14 protein-coding genes and 3 pseudogenes are annotated in these 15,240 nt (G+C 67.2%); 7 read left to right on the plus strand and 10 right to left on the minus strand.

Annotated features, from left to right (window positions below; translation table 11 throughout):
* Positions 1 to 4: 4 nt before the first annotated feature.
* From FDO69_RS07785 to FDO69_RS07800, 4 genes are all read right to left on the minus strand, one after another.
* A complete protein-coding gene (locus FDO69_RS07785) occupies positions 5 to 1,684 on the minus strand; it encodes a sensor histidine kinase (RefSeq protein WP_104779011.1) in 1,680 nt (559 codons plus the stop codon).
* Positions 1,681 to 2,421 carry a response regulator transcription factor gene (locus FDO69_RS07790; RefSeq protein ID WP_104779012.1) on the minus strand — a complete coding sequence of 247 codons (741 nt, stop codon included), beginning with the start codon at positions 2,419 to 2,421 and terminating at the stop codon, positions 1,681 to 1,683. Before FDO69_RS07790 ends, FDO69_RS07785 begins: the two co-directional genes overlap by 4 nt.
* A 709-nt stretch (positions 2,422 to 3,130) precedes the next feature.
* Positions 3,131 to 4,003, minus strand: a complete 873-nt coding sequence (locus FDO69_RS07795; RefSeq protein ID WP_104779013.1) for a DUF2797 domain-containing protein — start codon at positions 4,001 to 4,003, stop codon at positions 3,131 to 3,133.
* Positions 4,004 to 4,207: 204 nt separating this feature from the next.
* A complete protein-coding gene (locus FDO69_RS07800) occupies positions 4,208 to 4,618 on the minus strand; it encodes an HGxxPAAW family protein (RefSeq protein ID WP_104779014.1) in 411 nt (136 codons plus the stop codon).
* A gap of 96 nt (positions 4,619 to 4,714) precedes the next feature.
* Between FDO69_RS07800 and FDO69_RS07805 the strand changes: the two genes are divergently transcribed.
* Positions 4,715 to 5,191 carry a MarR family winged helix-turn-helix transcriptional regulator gene (locus tag FDO69_RS07805; protein ID WP_104779015.1) on the plus strand — a complete coding sequence of 159 codons (477 nt, stop codon included), beginning with the start codon at positions 4,715 to 4,717 and terminating at the stop codon, positions 5,189 to 5,191.
* 46 nt (positions 5,192 to 5,237) lie between these two features.
* On the opposite strand, the gene FDO69_RS07810 is transcribed toward FDO69_RS07805, so the two are convergent.
* Positions 5,238 to 5,504 carry a hypothetical protein gene (locus FDO69_RS07810; RefSeq protein ID WP_104779016.1) on the minus strand — a complete coding sequence of 89 codons (267 nt, stop codon included), beginning with the start codon at positions 5,502 to 5,504 and terminating at the stop codon, positions 5,238 to 5,240.
* A gap of 228 nt (positions 5,505 to 5,732) precedes the next feature.
* On the opposite strand from FDO69_RS07810, the gene FDO69_RS07815 reads away from it, so the two are divergent.
* Positions 5,733 to 6,077 (plus strand): SH3 domain-containing protein, encoded by a 345-nt coding sequence (locus tag FDO69_RS07815; RefSeq protein ID WP_234387869.1) that lies wholly within the window; start codon positions 5,733 to 5,735, stop codon positions 6,075 to 6,077.
* 490 nt (positions 6,078 to 6,567) lie between these two features.
* On the opposite strand, the gene FDO69_RS07820 is transcribed toward FDO69_RS07815, so the two are convergent.
* From FDO69_RS07820 to FDO69_RS41810, 3 genes and pseudogenes are all read right to left on the minus strand, one after another.
* Positions 6,568 to 7,401, minus strand: a complete 834-nt coding sequence (locus FDO69_RS07820; RefSeq protein WP_104779017.1) for a YihY/virulence factor BrkB family protein — start codon at positions 7,399 to 7,401, stop codon at positions 6,568 to 6,570.
* 361 nt (positions 7,402 to 7,762) lie between these two features.
* Complete coding sequence (locus FDO69_RS07830; RefSeq protein ID WP_104779018.1) at positions 7,763 to 8,167, minus strand: STAS domain-containing protein; 405 nt, start codon at positions 8,165 to 8,167, stop codon at positions 7,763 to 7,765.
* 401 nt (positions 8,168 to 8,568) lie between these two features.
* A pseudogene (locus FDO69_RS41810) lies at positions 8,569 to 9,030 on the minus strand (DUF5994 family protein); the annotation flags it as partial.
* A gap of 645 nt (positions 9,031 to 9,675) precedes the next feature.
* Here FDO69_RS41810 and FDO69_RS41815 point away from each other — a divergent pair.
* Entirely contained in the window at positions 9,676 to 9,924 is a 249-nt protein-coding gene (locus FDO69_RS41815) for a hypothetical protein (protein ID WP_104779019.1), read from the plus strand.
* Between the two features lie 7 nt (positions 9,925 to 9,931).
* On the opposite strand, the gene FDO69_RS07850 is transcribed toward FDO69_RS41815, so the two are convergent.
* Entirely contained in the window at positions 9,932 to 10,192 is a 261-nt protein-coding gene (locus FDO69_RS07850; protein WP_234387870.1) for a GntR family transcriptional regulator, read from the minus strand.
* 470 nt (positions 10,193 to 10,662) lie between these two features.
* Here FDO69_RS07850 and FDO69_RS07855 point away from each other — a divergent pair, with 470 nt between their 5' ends.
* Positions 10,663 to 10,947 (plus strand): hypothetical protein, encoded by a 285-nt coding sequence (locus tag FDO69_RS07855; RefSeq protein ID WP_104779020.1) that lies wholly within the window; start codon positions 10,663 to 10,665, stop codon positions 10,945 to 10,947.
* Positions 10,948 to 11,470: 523 nt separating this feature from the next.
* On the opposite strand, the gene FDO69_RS07860 is transcribed toward FDO69_RS07855, so the two are convergent.
* Positions 11,471 to 12,487, minus strand: a complete 1,017-nt coding sequence (locus FDO69_RS07860; RefSeq protein ID WP_104779021.1) for a Crp/Fnr family transcriptional regulator — start codon at positions 12,485 to 12,487, stop codon at positions 11,471 to 11,473.
* 586 nt (positions 12,488 to 13,073) lie between these two features.
* Between FDO69_RS07860 and FDO69_RS41585 the strand changes: the two are divergent.
* The 3 genes and pseudogenes from FDO69_RS41585 to FDO69_RS07875 all read left to right on the plus strand — a co-directional run.
* Positions 13,074 to 13,428 (plus strand): annotated as a pseudogene (locus FDO69_RS41585) (IS5/IS1182 family transposase); the annotation flags it as partial.
* A 63-nt stretch (positions 13,429 to 13,491) separates the two neighbouring features.
* A pseudogene (locus FDO69_RS07870) lies at positions 13,492 to 13,917 on the plus strand (transposase); the annotation flags it as partial.
* A gap of 223 nt (positions 13,918 to 14,140) precedes the next feature.
* Positions 14,141 to 15,223: a pentapeptide repeat-containing protein gene (locus FDO69_RS07875; RefSeq protein ID WP_159030596.1), complete on the plus strand. Its 1,083-nt coding sequence runs from the start codon at positions 14,141 to 14,143 to the stop codon at positions 15,221 to 15,223.
* Positions 15,224 to 15,240 lie beyond the last annotated feature (17 nt).

The raw sequence follows: 15,240 nt of genomic DNA on the forward strand, positions 1-15,240 counted from the left end.
TTCGTCAGGCGCCCTGTCGTGCCGGTGTGGTGACGCTGTGGCGTGCCTGTGAGTGCTGTTGCCGGCTCATGTCCGGCTGCGGCTGCGCCGGGAGCACCTGTCGCCGGCTCATGTCCGGCTGCCCCTGCGCCGGGAGCGCGGGCAGGTGCAGCGTGAAGACGGTCCGCCCGGGCACGCTGTCGACGGTCACGGCACCGCCGTGCGCGGTCGCCACGGCCTGCACGATGGCCAGGCCCAGGCCGGTCGAGCCGTGGGTGCGGGATCGCGCGGAGTCGCCGCGCGCGAACCGTTCGAAGACGTGCGGAAGCAACTCGGCCGGAATGCCCTGCCCGTCGTCCTCGACGTCCACGCACAGCCAGGGTCCGCGCCGCTGGACGCGGGCGGTGACGGTCGTACCGGGGGGCGTGTGGGTGCGCGCGTTGCCGAGCAGGTTGACGAGGACCTGCTGCAGCCGGGCCGCGTCCGCCGAGACGAGCGCGGGCTCGTCGGGCAGGTCGAGGCGCCAGTTGTGGTCCTGGCCGGCGGCACGGGCGTCGCTGATGGTGTCCACGACGAGTGGGACGAGGTCGGTCTGCTCGAACTGCAGGGGCCGGCCGGCGTCGAGCCGGGCGAGCAGCAGCAGATCCTCTACGAGCAGCGTCATGCGCCCGGCCTCGGACTCGATCCGCCCGAGCGCGTGCCGGGTGTCCGGCCCGACGTCCTCACGCCCGCGTCTGGTCAGTTCGGCGTATCCGCGGATGGAGGCGAGGGGGGTGCGCAGCTCGTGACTGGCGTCGGCGACGAACTGCCGGACCCGCGTCTCGCTCTGCTGCCGTGCGTGCAGGGCGCCGTGGACGTGGTCGAGCATCCGGTTGAGCGCGGCGCCGACCCGGCCGACCTCGGTGTGCGGGTCGGTCTCGGAGTCGGGCACACGCTCGCTGAGGTTCACCTCGCCGGTGTGCAGGGGGAGTTCGGAGACCCGGGTGGCGGTGGCGGCGACTCGGCGGAGCGGGCGGGTGGCCACGCCGACGATGACCGTACCGGCGATGCCGGCGGCGACGAGGCCGGCAGCGGTGACGCTGATCTCGACCAGGACGAGAGTGTTGAGGGTGTCGGTGACGTCGGTGGTGGGCAGCGCGACGTAGTAGGCGCCGTTGGCCCCTTTGCGGTATTCCGCGCGGTACTCGCCCAGCCCGGAGATGGTGACCGTGTGTGCCTTGCCGTCCTTGGCGACGGCGTTCAGCTCGGTCATCTGCGTCTTGCTCAGCGTGTACGGCGCGGCCTGCGTGACGTCGTTGTCGTCCTTGGTGGGCTTGCTGACCATGCCCTCGGTGATCGCGCCGCTCCGGACCTTCGCGGCGATGGTGCCGATCATCTGCTGCGGCCCCTGCGTGACGAACTCCGAGAGATCGGGAACCTTGGGCACCCCCTTGTCCGGCCGGCCCGTGGGCTTCGGCCCGGGCTGTGCGCCGTCGGGCAGCTCGGGGCCGGCGCCCGCGGCGCGACCCACCACCCCGCTGAGCGCGCTGTCCAGCTGCTCGTACAGGCGGGAGTGCATCGCGATCGTCGTCACCGTCCCGATGACGGCACACACGACGGCGATCAGCGCCAGGGCGGAGACCACGAGCCGCGTCCGCAGCGTGCGCGGCCGGCGCAGTCGCCCCTGTCTGTCCCCGTGGACCCGCAGCCGCCGTCGTCCGCTCACGACGCCGCGGGCTTGATCAGGTACCCGGCACCGCGCCGCGTGTGGATCATCGGCTCACGCCCGGCGTCGATCTTTCGCCGCAGATAGGAGATGTACAGCTCGACCACGTTGGCCTGGCCGCCGAAGTCGTACGACCACACGCGGTCGAGGATCTGCGCCTTGCTGAGCACCCGGCGCGGATTGCGCATCAGGAACCGCAGCAGCTCGAACTCGGTGGCGGTGAGGTGGATGTTGTCGCCGGCCCGGGTCACCTCGTGGCTGTCCTCGTCGAGGGTGAGGTCGCCGACGACCAGCGTGGAGTCCGAGCGCCGGTCGGCGGCACCGGAGCGGCGTATCAGCCCCCGCAGCCGCGCGACGACCTCCTCCAGGCTGAACGGCTTGGTGACGTAGTCGTCCCCGCCGGCCGTCAGCCCGGCGATCCGGTCCTCGACGGCGTCCTTGGCGGTCAGGAACAGCACGGGCACGTCCGGCAGGTCCCGGCGCAGCCGCCCGAGGACGGCCAGCCCGTCCATGTCGGGCAGCATCATGTCGAGGACGACGGCGTCGGGCCGGAAGTCACGGGCGGCCTGGATCGCGCCCGTGCCGTCACCGGCGCTCCGGATCTGCCACCCTTCGTAGCGCAGGGCCATGGACAGCAGCTCCGTGATCGACAGCTCGTCGTCCACCACAAGCACGCGGACGGGGCTCCCGTCCGGCCTGAGCAGTTCGGTGCGCCCCTGGGGCGAGGTCGTGGTCATGTGAACACGATGTCGAGGGCCTCTGAGAACCCGCTTTCGTCAACCTGTGATTTCTCTGAGAAACGCACAGGCACTTCTCAGGGGACTCCTGGGAAGCCCGACCGGTGCGGAACGGGCCGGGCTGGTAGTGAGGGCCGGGAGGCCCGGCCGGTTCAGAGTCCAGAACGGGCCGGGCGGGTCAGGGAACGCCCGCAGAGCCCGGCGGGGTCAGAGTCCAGAACAGGCCGCGCTGCTCAGGGAACGCCCGCAGAGCCCGGCGGGGTCAGAGTCCAGAACAGGCCGCGCTGCTCAGGGAACGCCCGCAGAGCCCGGCGGGTTCAGAGTCCAGAACAGGCCGAGCTGCTCAGGGAACGCCCGCAGAGCCCGGCCGGTTCAGAGTCCAGAACGGGCCGGGCTGGTCAGGGAACGCCCGCAGAGCCCGGCGGGTTCAGAGTCCAGAACAGGCCGAGCTGCTCCGGGGACGCCCGCAGAGCCCGGCGGGGTCAGAGTCCAGAACAGGCCGCGCTGCTCAGGGAACGCCCGCGGAGCCCGGCGGGTTCAGAGCTCAGAACAGGCCGAGCTGGTCAGGGAACGCCCGCAGCGCCCGGCGGGTTCAGAGCTCAGAACAGGCCGAGCTGGTCAGGGAACGCCCGCAGCGCCCGGCGGGTTCAGAGCTCAGAACAGGCCGAGCTGCTCAGGGAACGCCCGCAGAGCCCGGCGGGTTCAGAGTTCAGAACAAGCCGTCCTGCATGCCCGCGACCTCCTTGGACTGCCTGATCGGCACGGTCACTTCACTCCCCGTGGCGGGCACCAGCCCCCACCCGGTCATCAACCGCGTGTCGAGCACCACGACCCCGGCACCGGTGGCCAGATGCAGATCGGGTCCCGCGGCCGCGACCAGCTCCCCGCCGACCGCACCCCCGGCGACGAGCTCGCGAACGTCCCCGGCGGCGACGGGCACCCCGGCGAGCCCGAACACCCCCACGTGGTCGACGACCCGCAGTGGCTCCCGTACGAGCGACTCCGGCCACGCGGGGAGCGCGACCGCCCGCTGATACAGCTCGGCGACCTCACGGGCCCGGTCGGCGGCGGCCTCCGGCAGCGCGGCCCGCACGGCCCGCTTGTCGACGTACGGAATCCGGTCGGGCACCCGCAGGGCGGCCCTGAGCAGCTCCTCCGTACGCCGCGCGGCCATGAGCGGACCGACGCCGAGCCAGCTGAAACAGACGGCTCCCTGTTCGAGCAGCCGCGCGCTTCCCCGCTCCCGGGCCGTGATCCCGACCTTGACCATGCCGGGCCCGAACCACGCCAGGTACACGCGGTACGGCCGTGGATCGTCGGCGATGGTGTCCGCCGCCACCGAGTGCGCCCGGTCCAGCCGCGCACACTCCTCGCACCGCGCCCCCGTACTCCGCCCCGGCACGACCGCACCCAGCGGGCACGCATGCCCCCGAGCTCCCACGCAGCTGCGCACGCCCCCTTCCGCGACCTCGAAGGCCACGCGTTTCCCCCAGGTCAGCGCACTGCGCCGCCCGCCACCCCACACCAGCACGGGACCATCCGCCGACCACCGCAGCCCCGAGCACTTCCATGCCTGTGCCATCTCTGCCGAGAGTAGGGGGCACCACTGACATCGGGCGGCTGACGAGGGCCGCCCGACGGGGACCGCCTGCGAGGCCCGCCTGAAGAGGACCGCCTGAAGAGGACCGCCTGACGGGGCCGCTTGACGAGGCCCGCCTCACGGGGCCGCTTGACGAGGCCCGCCTCACGGGGCCGCTTGACGGGGGCCGCCTGATGAGGATCGGCCTCACTTCACGGAGTCGGTCCCCACCGCGGCGACGGTCTCCGGCTCACCCGTGCGCTGCACCGGCATGACCGGCTGCACCGCGCCCGCACCCGCCCCCGCACCAGCCGCACGCCGCCCGCGCCCGGCCAGCCGGCACCCCAGGCACTCCTCGTGCCCGCCCGGCGCCGCCGAGTCCCGCACGCGCCAGCCCCACTCGGCCCGGGACCGCACGCCCGGCCCCTTCCCCCACCCGGCAAGGTGCAGGGCCCAGGTGACGAGCAGACTCACGAGCCCGATCGCCAGCCCGCCGGCGATCAGCACACCGGAGACGGTGCACACCCCTAGCCCCGCCACACAGGCCCCGACCGAGGCGATGGCGAATCCGACCCATCCCGCGACCGTGTGCCCGTGGTCATACTGATGTGCACTCACGTGCCACTCCCTCGCACCCGAGGGTCCGACCCACGGAACCCCTCACCTGCTAAGACTTTTACCACCCAAACATCTCACGAACTAAGGGATCTGGGAATGCACGCGAAGCCTCGTCCGGCCGCCACGCCGGAGCAGGCGCTGTCGGCCATGGACCAACTCATCGCGACTCACCTGGTCGGACAGCACGAGATCGCCCAACAGGTGGGCCTGAGTGTGACCGACCTCACCTGCTTCGCCTATGTCATCGAGGCCGGCGAGAACCTCCCCACGGCAGGCGACCTGGCGGCCCGCGTCCATGTCACCACCGGCGCGGTCACCGGCATCCTCAACCGCCTGGAGCGCGCCGGCTACATCACCCGCCGCCCCGACCCCACGGACCGCCGCCGCATCCGCGTCGCGGCCCAGCCCGACGCGGTCGCCCGGGTCCGGGAGGTCTACGAGCCGTACTACGCACGCCTCACGCACCTCTTCGCGGACTACTCGCCGGACGAGATCGCGGTCCTGCACGACTGGTTCACCCGCGCCGGCACGCTCGCGGCGACCTACCTGGAAGAGCACTGCCGCCCGGACTGAACCAACCCTCCGGCCGGGCACCTCACCGAAGGAACGCCCAAGGCACCTACTTGGGCTGCCGCGAGTGCCGGCTCGACCGTCGGCGCACGGTGAAGACGCAGGCGAGCACGCCGAGGCCCCAGGCGATCAGGAGGGCACCCCACAGCGGCATGGTCACGATCGGCACGAGCAGGCGGATCTCGACGTCCGAGCGGTTCTCGAAGATGAAGATCAGGGCAACCGCACTGATCAGAACGAACGGCAGGAAGCGGCGGACACCGGGGCGGGAAAAGAACGGTGCGCGCGCCTTGTGGTCCCGGCTGGTCTGAGCCATGGAGTACTCCTCCATCACGTTGCCCCCGAACCCAGCGTCCCCTTGCCGGCCGGGGCGCGCCACCGACGCCCCCCGTCTTTGAAGATTGCACAAAGTCGCGGAGCGTGGGCGTCACCTCTGCAAAAGCGCCGACTACGCTCACCGCGTTGCGAGTTCGCTGGAACGAGCGACAACGAGCGGCGCGTCCATACGGGGGTGCGCCTGTCACTGGCACAGGAGAAGGCAAGCATGCGGCAAGGTTTGCTCCGCAACACGATCGCGACGACTGTCGCGGCGGTCGCACTGTTCGGCGGGGCGATGATCACCGCCCCGAGCGCCGGCGCGGTCACCAACCCGAAGTGCAATCTCGACGAACCGGACCAGACGTACTACAAGATCAAAACGAACAACGTGAACCTGCGCAAGGGCCCCGCAACGAGCTACGGCTCCCTGGGGCAGCTGACCAAGGGGACCAAGTTCACGTACTACTGCACCAAGACGTACCCCACTCCGGTCTGGTGGTACGGCAAGGTGACGTCCGGGGCCCACAAGGGCGTCACGGGATGGGTCCGCAGCGACTACGTCACCTACTGACAACCCCGACGCGGCGGCAACCCTCCGTCAGCGAAGGCGAGATCGCCCCGCCACCGCACGTGCGGAGCATGCACACGTCGGACGTGCCGTGGTCTACGGCCTGACGGGTTGCGGCGATCCCGCCTTCGAAGCAAGAGGCCAGAGGCCCTGCGGACTGCTCCGCAGGGCCTCTGGCCTGCTGCGCACTCGGCAGAATTCGAGCCTGCGACCTTCTGATCCGCAGGATCGGGCACCCTCTGGCAGGAGGGCCGACGGCTTCCTGCTCCGATCGCTCGTAGCAGCGATCGTGCGCGCACGTGTGCCGTCGTTGCCGTCAGAACTGCCGTCAACTTCGAACGGCTGGTCGCCGCAGCAACGGCGATCAGGACGGTTCCCTCAGGCCGCTCCGGCGCCCCGCCTCCGTCCGCCCACCAGGGGCGGACGGGTGCGACACGCTGGCCCGGGCGTGTCGGGGGGCGTGGTCCACGCGGGGTTCACGTCCGGATGTGCCTCATCTGGGCCGCTTCAGTAGGTGTGCCATGCGAGGGAGTTCTTCGCACAGCAGTCGACCGACCAGCGCCCCGCCGAAGATGACGACACCGACACCGACCAACCAGGACTCGATGACGAGAACACTTCCGACAGGTCCGTAGGTGACAGCGTTGGATGCGATCAACGGCGAGAAGACGAGCTTGGAAAAGACCCTCAGACCGAGCAGCCCGATCACGGTGGCCACAGCGCCGGGCAGCAGGGCACGCCAGCGGATCCTCCCGCCGAGCAAAAGGCGTTGGGACCACCACAGGAACAGCACTGCGCTAAGCGAGGCCACGGCCCCGCCTCCCAGAGGTTCGCGCAGCAGCGTGATGGTGGCGGAGAAGTAGAGGTATCCGATGAGGACGCCGAGCCACACCACATGCCGCCATCTGGCCCACCAGCGAGCCGGCGGCAATTCCCAGACCTTTTCATAGCCTGTCTGCACGGCCGCACTGAAGGCCAGGCCGAACACGGCAAGGGTGGCGATACCGAACACGGTGGTGGTCCGTAGGGCCTGGCCGGGCCCAATGAACAACTGCTCGACCTGCCGCCTGGAAGCCGTCGACACGCCGAGCCCTTCCCCCAGCCACTGCGCGAACCCCCGTCCGTGCTCGAGGTCGGCAGAGGAAACAATGATCAGCAGCGGCACCAGCGTGAGGAGCCCCAGCGCCGCGAAGCCCAGTGAACGCGACCACAGCTCGATATCGCTGCTCCGCCGCCATCCACGCCCGACTGGCGAACTACTGATCACGCGGTGCAGTCGCCCGAACCAGGATGAACGGTCCGTGGCGCCTGCAGGCTTCATCGGCATGCCTGTCGACTACCACGGTCGAAACCCATGTCACGCGAGGGCGCGACCCAAAAATCCCGGAAGCCTGGGCACAGAGGACCACCGAGGGCCATCAGGGTGTGAGTGCCCGCAGGGGCTCGCGCGATGCGGGGATCCGTTTGCACACCCTTTGAAAGCCGTCTCCTCCCCGATCAGCAGCGCGAATCCGGCCCCCGGATGTCGCAGCCGCCGCAGGAACGCCTTCCGGCCTCGATACTCCTGGCCAGCCTGCGCCAGGGAAGACTCCACGTACAGATCGGCCAGGTCCTCCCGCACTGGTCTCGGCCTGCCGGCGGTTCAGCCGGCGCAGACGTACGGCGTGGGCGGGAGCGGTGTGCTTCCCTCACCCTGTGGCGGCTCCCGGCGGAGCGGGGACGTCACCGCGCGCCGACCGCGGCGGCGGGAAACCGCGTGATGGTGGGCGAACGGTGTGGAGCTCGTGGAGCAGGAAACCGGAGCCGGTGATCTCGATGATGCGGGCCATGATCGGTGGCGGATGGTGCAGCCGGAGGATCGTTCCGGCTTCGGTGGCAAGCCCCGATGCCATGAGGAAGGCGTTGAGTCCGCTGGCGTCGCAGAAGGTGACCTCAGTGAGATCGACGTCGGTGGTGCGGATGCCGTCGTGCAGGCATTCGGCCAGCGCGGCACGCACGAGCGGGGCGGTGGCCAGGTCGATCTCTCCTGCAAGGGTGATCAACGCGCACGTGGTGTGGTCGTATCGGTGGACGTACAACCGCGGAAGAGGCATGGCTCCTCAGTTCGGAGTGCCCGTCGGAGAGCCTCGTGGCCGGGCCGGGTCCGGCCCTCGCGGCATACGCCGGTACGGGGTGTGCGGGGGTAGCGGGTGAACGGCCGGCCCACAAGCCTGAGGTAGCGAGCACCGTGGCTGATCCGTCGTCCGGGGATGCGCCACGAATCGGACGGGAGGTCCGCGCCCGGCGGCATCGCGACTTGGAGGGATGGCTGCCCCGGCCTCTGGGCAGCCATGACGCTGGAGCCCCCCGGCCTGTCGTGTGCGGTGCTGCGGCCGGGTTCTGGACTGCGGCTATCGGTTCGGTCGGTTCGGCCCGTTCGGTGACGGACCGGGAGAGTCTGCCGGATGGGTGGGGGTCGCGTCCGCCTCTTCGGCCCGGTCGCGTCGTGCAGCGTCCGCAGACGCGTCGCCTCCTCCACCAGCCGGCTCGCGGTCGACACACCGCGCGGGTCGCTCGCGGCGGCCATCAGCCAGGCGGCCGAGTCGGGAGTCGTCTGCGGCGGGACCACAAGGAGATTCCGGCGGCCCACGTGGCAGGAGAGCAACAGCAGTTCATGCGGGTCTTGCTCGTCCCGGAACCAGCCCACGTTCACCACGTGCCCGGCGACGGGCACCTTGTGTGGGATGACCGGCCACTGGTTGGGATTGACCGTGACCCGGGTGATCCGCCCCCACAGCGGATCCAGTACGGCGGCCAGGGACGGCAGTTCCGCCCCGAGATCGCGGGAGCGAGGCCACCAGGCGCCGTCCAGCAGAGCCGGCGCGGAGCCGGCGGGAGCCAGCGACAGACGCAGAGAGGACGTGGAGAACCGGTCATCGGCCTCGGTCGTCGGCGGGCGGGAAATGGTCGCAGTCACGACGCGAACCCTGCCCCGGGCCAGCTTGAACCGGCCCGGAATATTCAATCGCCGAAAACGACACAAGCCTGAAAGCCGGTGCTCGAAATATCCTCGGTAAATCCAGCCTACTCCTCGAACAGGCCCAACGGACCGTACGGGCAGCGGAGGAACGGTCCCATGCGTCCCTTCCCGTAACCGTCGTCCCTGAGGCAACGATTCCGGGCTCGGGCAGTGAGCGCCCCCTCGGCGAGATTGCGGCGGACGTGGTCATGGCCCGCGAACGACGTCTAGCCAAGATCTTCGTCGAGATCACGGACTGCCTTGTCGAGGACTTCGACGTCATCGACCTGCTGCACCGGCTGTCCGCGCTGCGTCGAGCTGCTCGACGTGTCGGCGGCCGGGATCCTGCTCGCGGACGCGCACGGCGAGTTACAGATAACTTCGATCTAACGCGGCTGACGAACGAGGAGGGGCGGAAACACCATCAGGGAGCAACGGAAAACCCGCTGACGCGCCGTCGGCAGGGCCCGGTCATCGGCGTTCGCCTGACCACCCGCCGACAGCTTCACAAGGGCGACTCTCCGGGTACGCATGAGCGAAGGCACACGCGGGTAATCAGCCTGACCTTTTGGCGACGGCCCTCCGATCGCGTTGCTCCCTTGCATGGCGAGCAACCAGCAGACCAGACCAGGCATCGGTGAACTGGCGAAGGACACCGCCAAGGGACGTATCGGCATCGTCATGTGTGAGCTCGGCGGTCGAGTGCAGATACGGCCCATCGGTGGCGGCCGGGAGTCACCCGAGCGTGCCGAGCTGCCGCCCGGTGAGCTGGGCGAATTGATCGAGGCGATGCTCAGCCACACTCCCGAAGACCGGCCGACCATCTACGAGGTGGGTAAGGCCCTGAGCTGAGTCCTGGCTACGTGTCCCTCTCTGCTGCAGCATTCTGGGGCCGCTCGGCAACGAACGACCCCAGACCGGGTTCGGTGTACGTCAGCCCCTCTTCGCGCAATGCGCGAAGCACCTTGTGCGCTGTCGCGTTGGCGATACCGAACTCCGAAGTCAACTGCACGACAGAGGGGACACGGGTACGCGGCGGATAGGTGCCGTCCGCGATGCGACGGCGAACCACTTCGGCCACCTGCCGCCATCGAGGAATGTCAGGAACGAACTCGATCACCCTCATAGCATGCGCATGCTTGGACATCCGTGCGATACATGGAATTCCTAGTATCCCTAGCATGCCCTAGAACGCTTCGGCTACGGTTACCCACGTGAAGCCCCGGCGACGGTTGGAGCCGCCCCGGGGCACGGCCACCAGCTGATCGGAGCTGATGACATGAGGGACCTTATCCGTCGCCACGCCGCCTGGGTGTACATCCTGTTGAAGGGCCCCGGCGCGACACCACGCCACCAGCCGCCGGCGCCCACCCTGCCCGTGCGTCCAGCCCAGCACCTCATTCCACCCCTGCCGCCGCACCGCAGCCCCTACAGCCAGGACTGCACCTCACTCAACGTCACAGGTTCCCCGTCTGTACGCCCGTATCTGATCGCTCATGAGCAAGCTCAGCGTCAGCATGAAAGGGCCAGGGTGACGCCGCAGCACCCCATTGCTGGTCGGCACCGCGATCACGTAGTGGCGGTCGCCTGATGTCGGATGAGCACCGGCTGCTTCCCCGGTCCGGCACCGACGGCAAGCACAGCTATCTGATAACCGACCACCACGGCGGACCGGTCTCCCGAGCCGCCGATGCCACAGAGTCAATCCAACTTCACATGGGCGACCAACTCGTCCAACACGCCCTCGTACTGCTCCCCGAGACGCAGCCCGGTGATCTTCGCTACCTCGCCGAGCGCCTGACCGAGGCCCTACAGGACGTTTTGCGCATCGCGGAGAGCAGAGGTCGGCGTTTGCGTCATCCGGACAACACCTGAAACCTCTGAAGCCCCGGGTCTCTCCGGGGCTTCTCAGGCACAGCACGATCGCCGCAGCGCCTGGGCGCACGTGGTTGGGACGAGCGGTGGGCCACGATCCCGAAGAAGAGATCTTGTAGTCAGCAGCCTTCATCACGTCATCGGCACGGCCTACGTAGACGTTGATGTCACCCGGAGATGTCAGAGGCCCCGCCGGACGAACCGGCGGGGCCTCTGATCTGTGTGCACTCGGCAGGATTCGAACCTGCAACCTTCTGATCCGTAGGATCGGGCGAGCCGTTGGACGGGGGCCCGACCTCCAATTCTGCTGATCGCTGATCGTCGTGAGCAACGGTCTACGTGTGCCGTCGTTGCCGTCAGGGCTGCCGTCAGCCAGGAAACAGTGGCAGGGGCTGCGACGGCCGCTGCCAGGTCCGCTCCCCTTCAGCCCGATTTGCTGAATGGGGCCAAAGCAGCTCGCTCCGCTCACCGTACGGGTACAAAGTGGGTCTGCATCCGTGTCACGCTCTAAAGGCGGGCGGGATCAGATTGGGTCGTAGCCGGCCTGACGGCGCAGCGCCTGCAAGGACAGAATTCTGATTCTTCTATACCCGAGGGCGATAACCCCACGCTCCACCAACGTGCGCAGTCCAGCGTGGACACGCCTTTCTCTTGACCCTATAAATGAGGCCAAGTCTGACTGCGTGAGAGGATAAGGCAGCAGCCCGTCCCTTGGCGCAGCCCTTTCATGCAGATGAATAAGCAGATGTGCCAGCTTAGTTGTGACATCCCCCTCACTGAACCAGCTTCGGAAGCTATCGGCGCGCCTAACGGTTTCCGACATTGCCCACAACAATGCCAACGACAAGTCATGGTTAGCCTCGGACAAAGCGTTTATGCGGTCGCGGCCAACGAAAAGGCATTGGGTGTGCGTAGCTGCGGTGGCTCTTGCCTGCGCTGGTTTGGCCAGGAGAACGCTTGCCTCAACAGGCTCTCCGGGGGCAAGGATATCCAGCAGCTGTCGATGCCCGTCGGCTGTGGAGGATTCCCTTTTCACGTAGCCGTGCACCACTACGCAGAATCTTTGCGTCCATGCGCCTTGATGGATGATTGTTTCCCCAGGTGCGAACAATTTGGGGGACCCGTGCTCGCTCAATAGGTGGACAAGATCGTATGGATCGTCATTGCCTTGGCGGCTGGTGAGCTGCGGGGATGCGGGGGCTTGGTTTGGGCTTGCTTTGCCAATACTCCGAGATTTGGTCGTCTGGCCAGCAGGTCGGGCAGCTTCTTTTACTTCCTGCTGCTCCTTGGCGGCCCGCGCCCAAAGCTCTTGAAATCTCTGCTTATTGCCCCCCATTGCTTCGACAATGGACTCCAGAGTGGACCAACGTGGAAGGCGAGTTGCCCGGAGCGTGGCGTGCACGCTCTGGTGGCTCACCAGGTTGGTGCGCTTGGCGAGTTCACGTGTGGAGGGGGCGCCAGCGGAGAGGTGGAGCTCACGCAAGGCATGGGCCAAGGCGCTGAGTGCCAGCAGGTGCTCCTGGTTGCCCTGCCCTTCCACGCTTCCTCCTGCGGGCGTTGGTGCTCTGACTCCATTCTGTCACGTCTTGTCAACGTCGCCGAAAGTCGCACCGATGCAGGTTCTGTAAAAGGCGGCGACGCCGATACTCTCCAGTGCAGCCAGCCTCCGAAAGGACACACGTGTCTACTCGGAGACGCTGCACAGCACAGTGGGCCCGACGCTTGCGCGTCGAGCCCACCGACAGGGGATCCGATTACTTCGTGCTTGGCCGGCTGAAGATCAGATCACCTGTGACCACGAGCGCCCTCGCTCCAGCGGCGAGGGCATCGTGCTGGGTAAGCACAAGTGCCGTCTCGCAGACCGTCAGTCCTAGTCGAACCTTGGGCCAGATGTGGATCGAGATCTTCGTGTTGTTGTTCTCTCCGGCAGGTGCGCCGGAGTCGTTCTCCTGTGGACAATCTTGCTGACCCATACACCCTCCTTGCTCCCGACGCGGTAAGCGTCGGGCCCACCACCCTTGGCGGGCGCGCCTCGTCAAGGCGGTGTTTCAGAGGGGATGCATCGATCTCACATGGAGAACAGGGCCATGATGGCGTGAAGATGGCAGTGGCCGCTAGAGGCACTGACGCACGATTCTCCGCCAACTCACTTCAAGCCACCGTGCGTTGCTCGTCACGACCAAACGAGGCACCCCCACCGCGGCCGCCACTTCAAACCTCAACGCCTGCACGCCGACGAGGCGTACGACGTTCCTCACCTGCGGAGATGGGCACGCAGCAAAACCGGCGTCCCCATCGCGCGCCAAGGCGTCGAGCCCAGCGAACGATTAGGGCGCCGGCGGTGGGTCATCGAGCGCACCATGTTCTGGCTAACCGGCTGACGCCGACTCAACCACCACTGCGAGCGACACCTGCTACCTGGCCTTTCTCGGCTTCGCCCCCGCCCCCTGCTGGCACAAACGACTCGTCCGCCTCACCACGTGGGACCACGGTCTTAGAGGTCGTTTTCACCGGGCCCTCGACTGCGGTCGGCCATGCGAACATGACCTGCGCGACATGGACGCGATCTTGTACGTGGACCGCACCGGGGTGCAGTGGCGCTACCTCCCGCACGACTTTCCGCACTGGAATACGGCCTACGGCTACTTCGCCCAGTGGGCGGACGAGGGCGTATTCGTTCAGCTCAACGGCTTCTCCGGCAGCTTCTGCGGAAGAAGGAAGGACGGGACGCCGAGCCGTCGGCCTGTGTAATCGACGCGAGAGCATCAAGACCTCCACCAGCGTCCCCGTCGCCGGCCAGGGCATCGACGCCGGGAAGAAGATCGTGGGCAGGAAGCGGAAAATCGTCACTGACAGGGTTGGACTCTTGCTTGCCGTGCTGGTCACTGCGGCAAGTGTGCAGGACTCCCCGCCGGCGCCCGGCTCTTGGACCAGGTCGCCGCTGACCGTCCTGGTATCCGCAAGGTGTGGGTAACGGTGGCTACCGCCAGCATCTTGGCCGCTCTCAACTCCTGTCTCTCGGCGCTGGCGTCTTGCCTGCGCCGCCGTCAGGGTCGAGCTCCTCGCGTACGGCAGGGCGGACGTCCATCCGGATCGGCAGCTGGATAGCGCTGCGTACTCCCACGCTTGCTTCAGGTCCGCCGATCGGCCGCCACGGTTAGCGAACCGCTGGCTTATGGCGTGCCATAGGCTCATGACCGAACCCAAACCTCAGCAGGGTAACGGAACACGTTGGTTGGCCATCCTTGCGGGGGCCACACTATTCGGAGGTTTCCTGTACTTGCTGTGGCAGGCGCCATGGTTCCTCGACCGGATCCAGCTTGGCCGATTGGACGATAGCGATGCTCCTAAGGCAACCGTTATTTCCGGTTTTCGAACCGCAATAGCTGCGCTCGTGGTCGCATCTGCTGGCGCTGTCGGCCTCGTCTTCACCGCCCGCTCGCTCCGCGACACCCGGGAGGCGCTGGAGCACACCCTCCAACAGGATCAGGCACAGTTGCAACTCACCCAGGCGTCCCTCGCGCTCAGTCAAAAACAACATCAAGACCAGGTGAATCTCACTCGCGAGGGGAAGCTTAACGACCGTTTCGCAAAGGCGATGGAGCATCTTGCTTCGTGTCGAATCACTGAGCAATTGGGCGGCATCTACGCGCTAGAAGCGATCATGAGGGACTCTCCTGACACCCAACCCACGATCGTAGAGGTGTTGGCGGCGTTCGTACGGCTGCACGCCCCGGCTCCATCCGCAAATTACGGTGAACACAAAGAACGCAGGATCCGACCGCCCGAACACGTAAAGGCAGCACTGATCGTTCTTGGCCGACGCCCCCGGCGCAACGAACCCTTCCGAGTAGACTTGCGCCGCACAGACCTACGCGGCGCTTATCTGGAGTTCGCCCATCTGGACGGCGCAAACATGGGTGCAGCGCGACTGGAGGGTGCATTTCTAAAGGGCTGCCAGCTGCAAGGAGCGTGGCTGGGTGGCACGCATATGGACGATGCAGACTTGGAAGGAACAAACCTAAACGGCGCAGACCTCAAGGGCGCACAAATGCAAAATGCATTGAACTTGGAAATCGGGCAGGTTCTCGCTGCTCGCCCAACTCGGGACACGACTCTTCCGAGGAAGTTCTCAAGGGATGAAAAGTGGTCGAGGGTGGAAGAACACATGCTCCTAGTGGAAGAAGGCAAGCTACCTCCCCACCCTCTGCGCAAGTGGGCAGACGAAAGACAAATGCTACAGTTTAACGAAAAGGCCTTCGGCGCAAGACCCTAGCCTAGGCAGATTTCGCC

The sequence above is a fragment of the Streptomyces tibetensis genome (genome assembly GCF_007655005.1).
Lineage (GTDB): Bacteria > Actinomycetota > Actinomycetes > Streptomycetales > Streptomycetaceae > Streptomyces > Streptomyces tibetensis.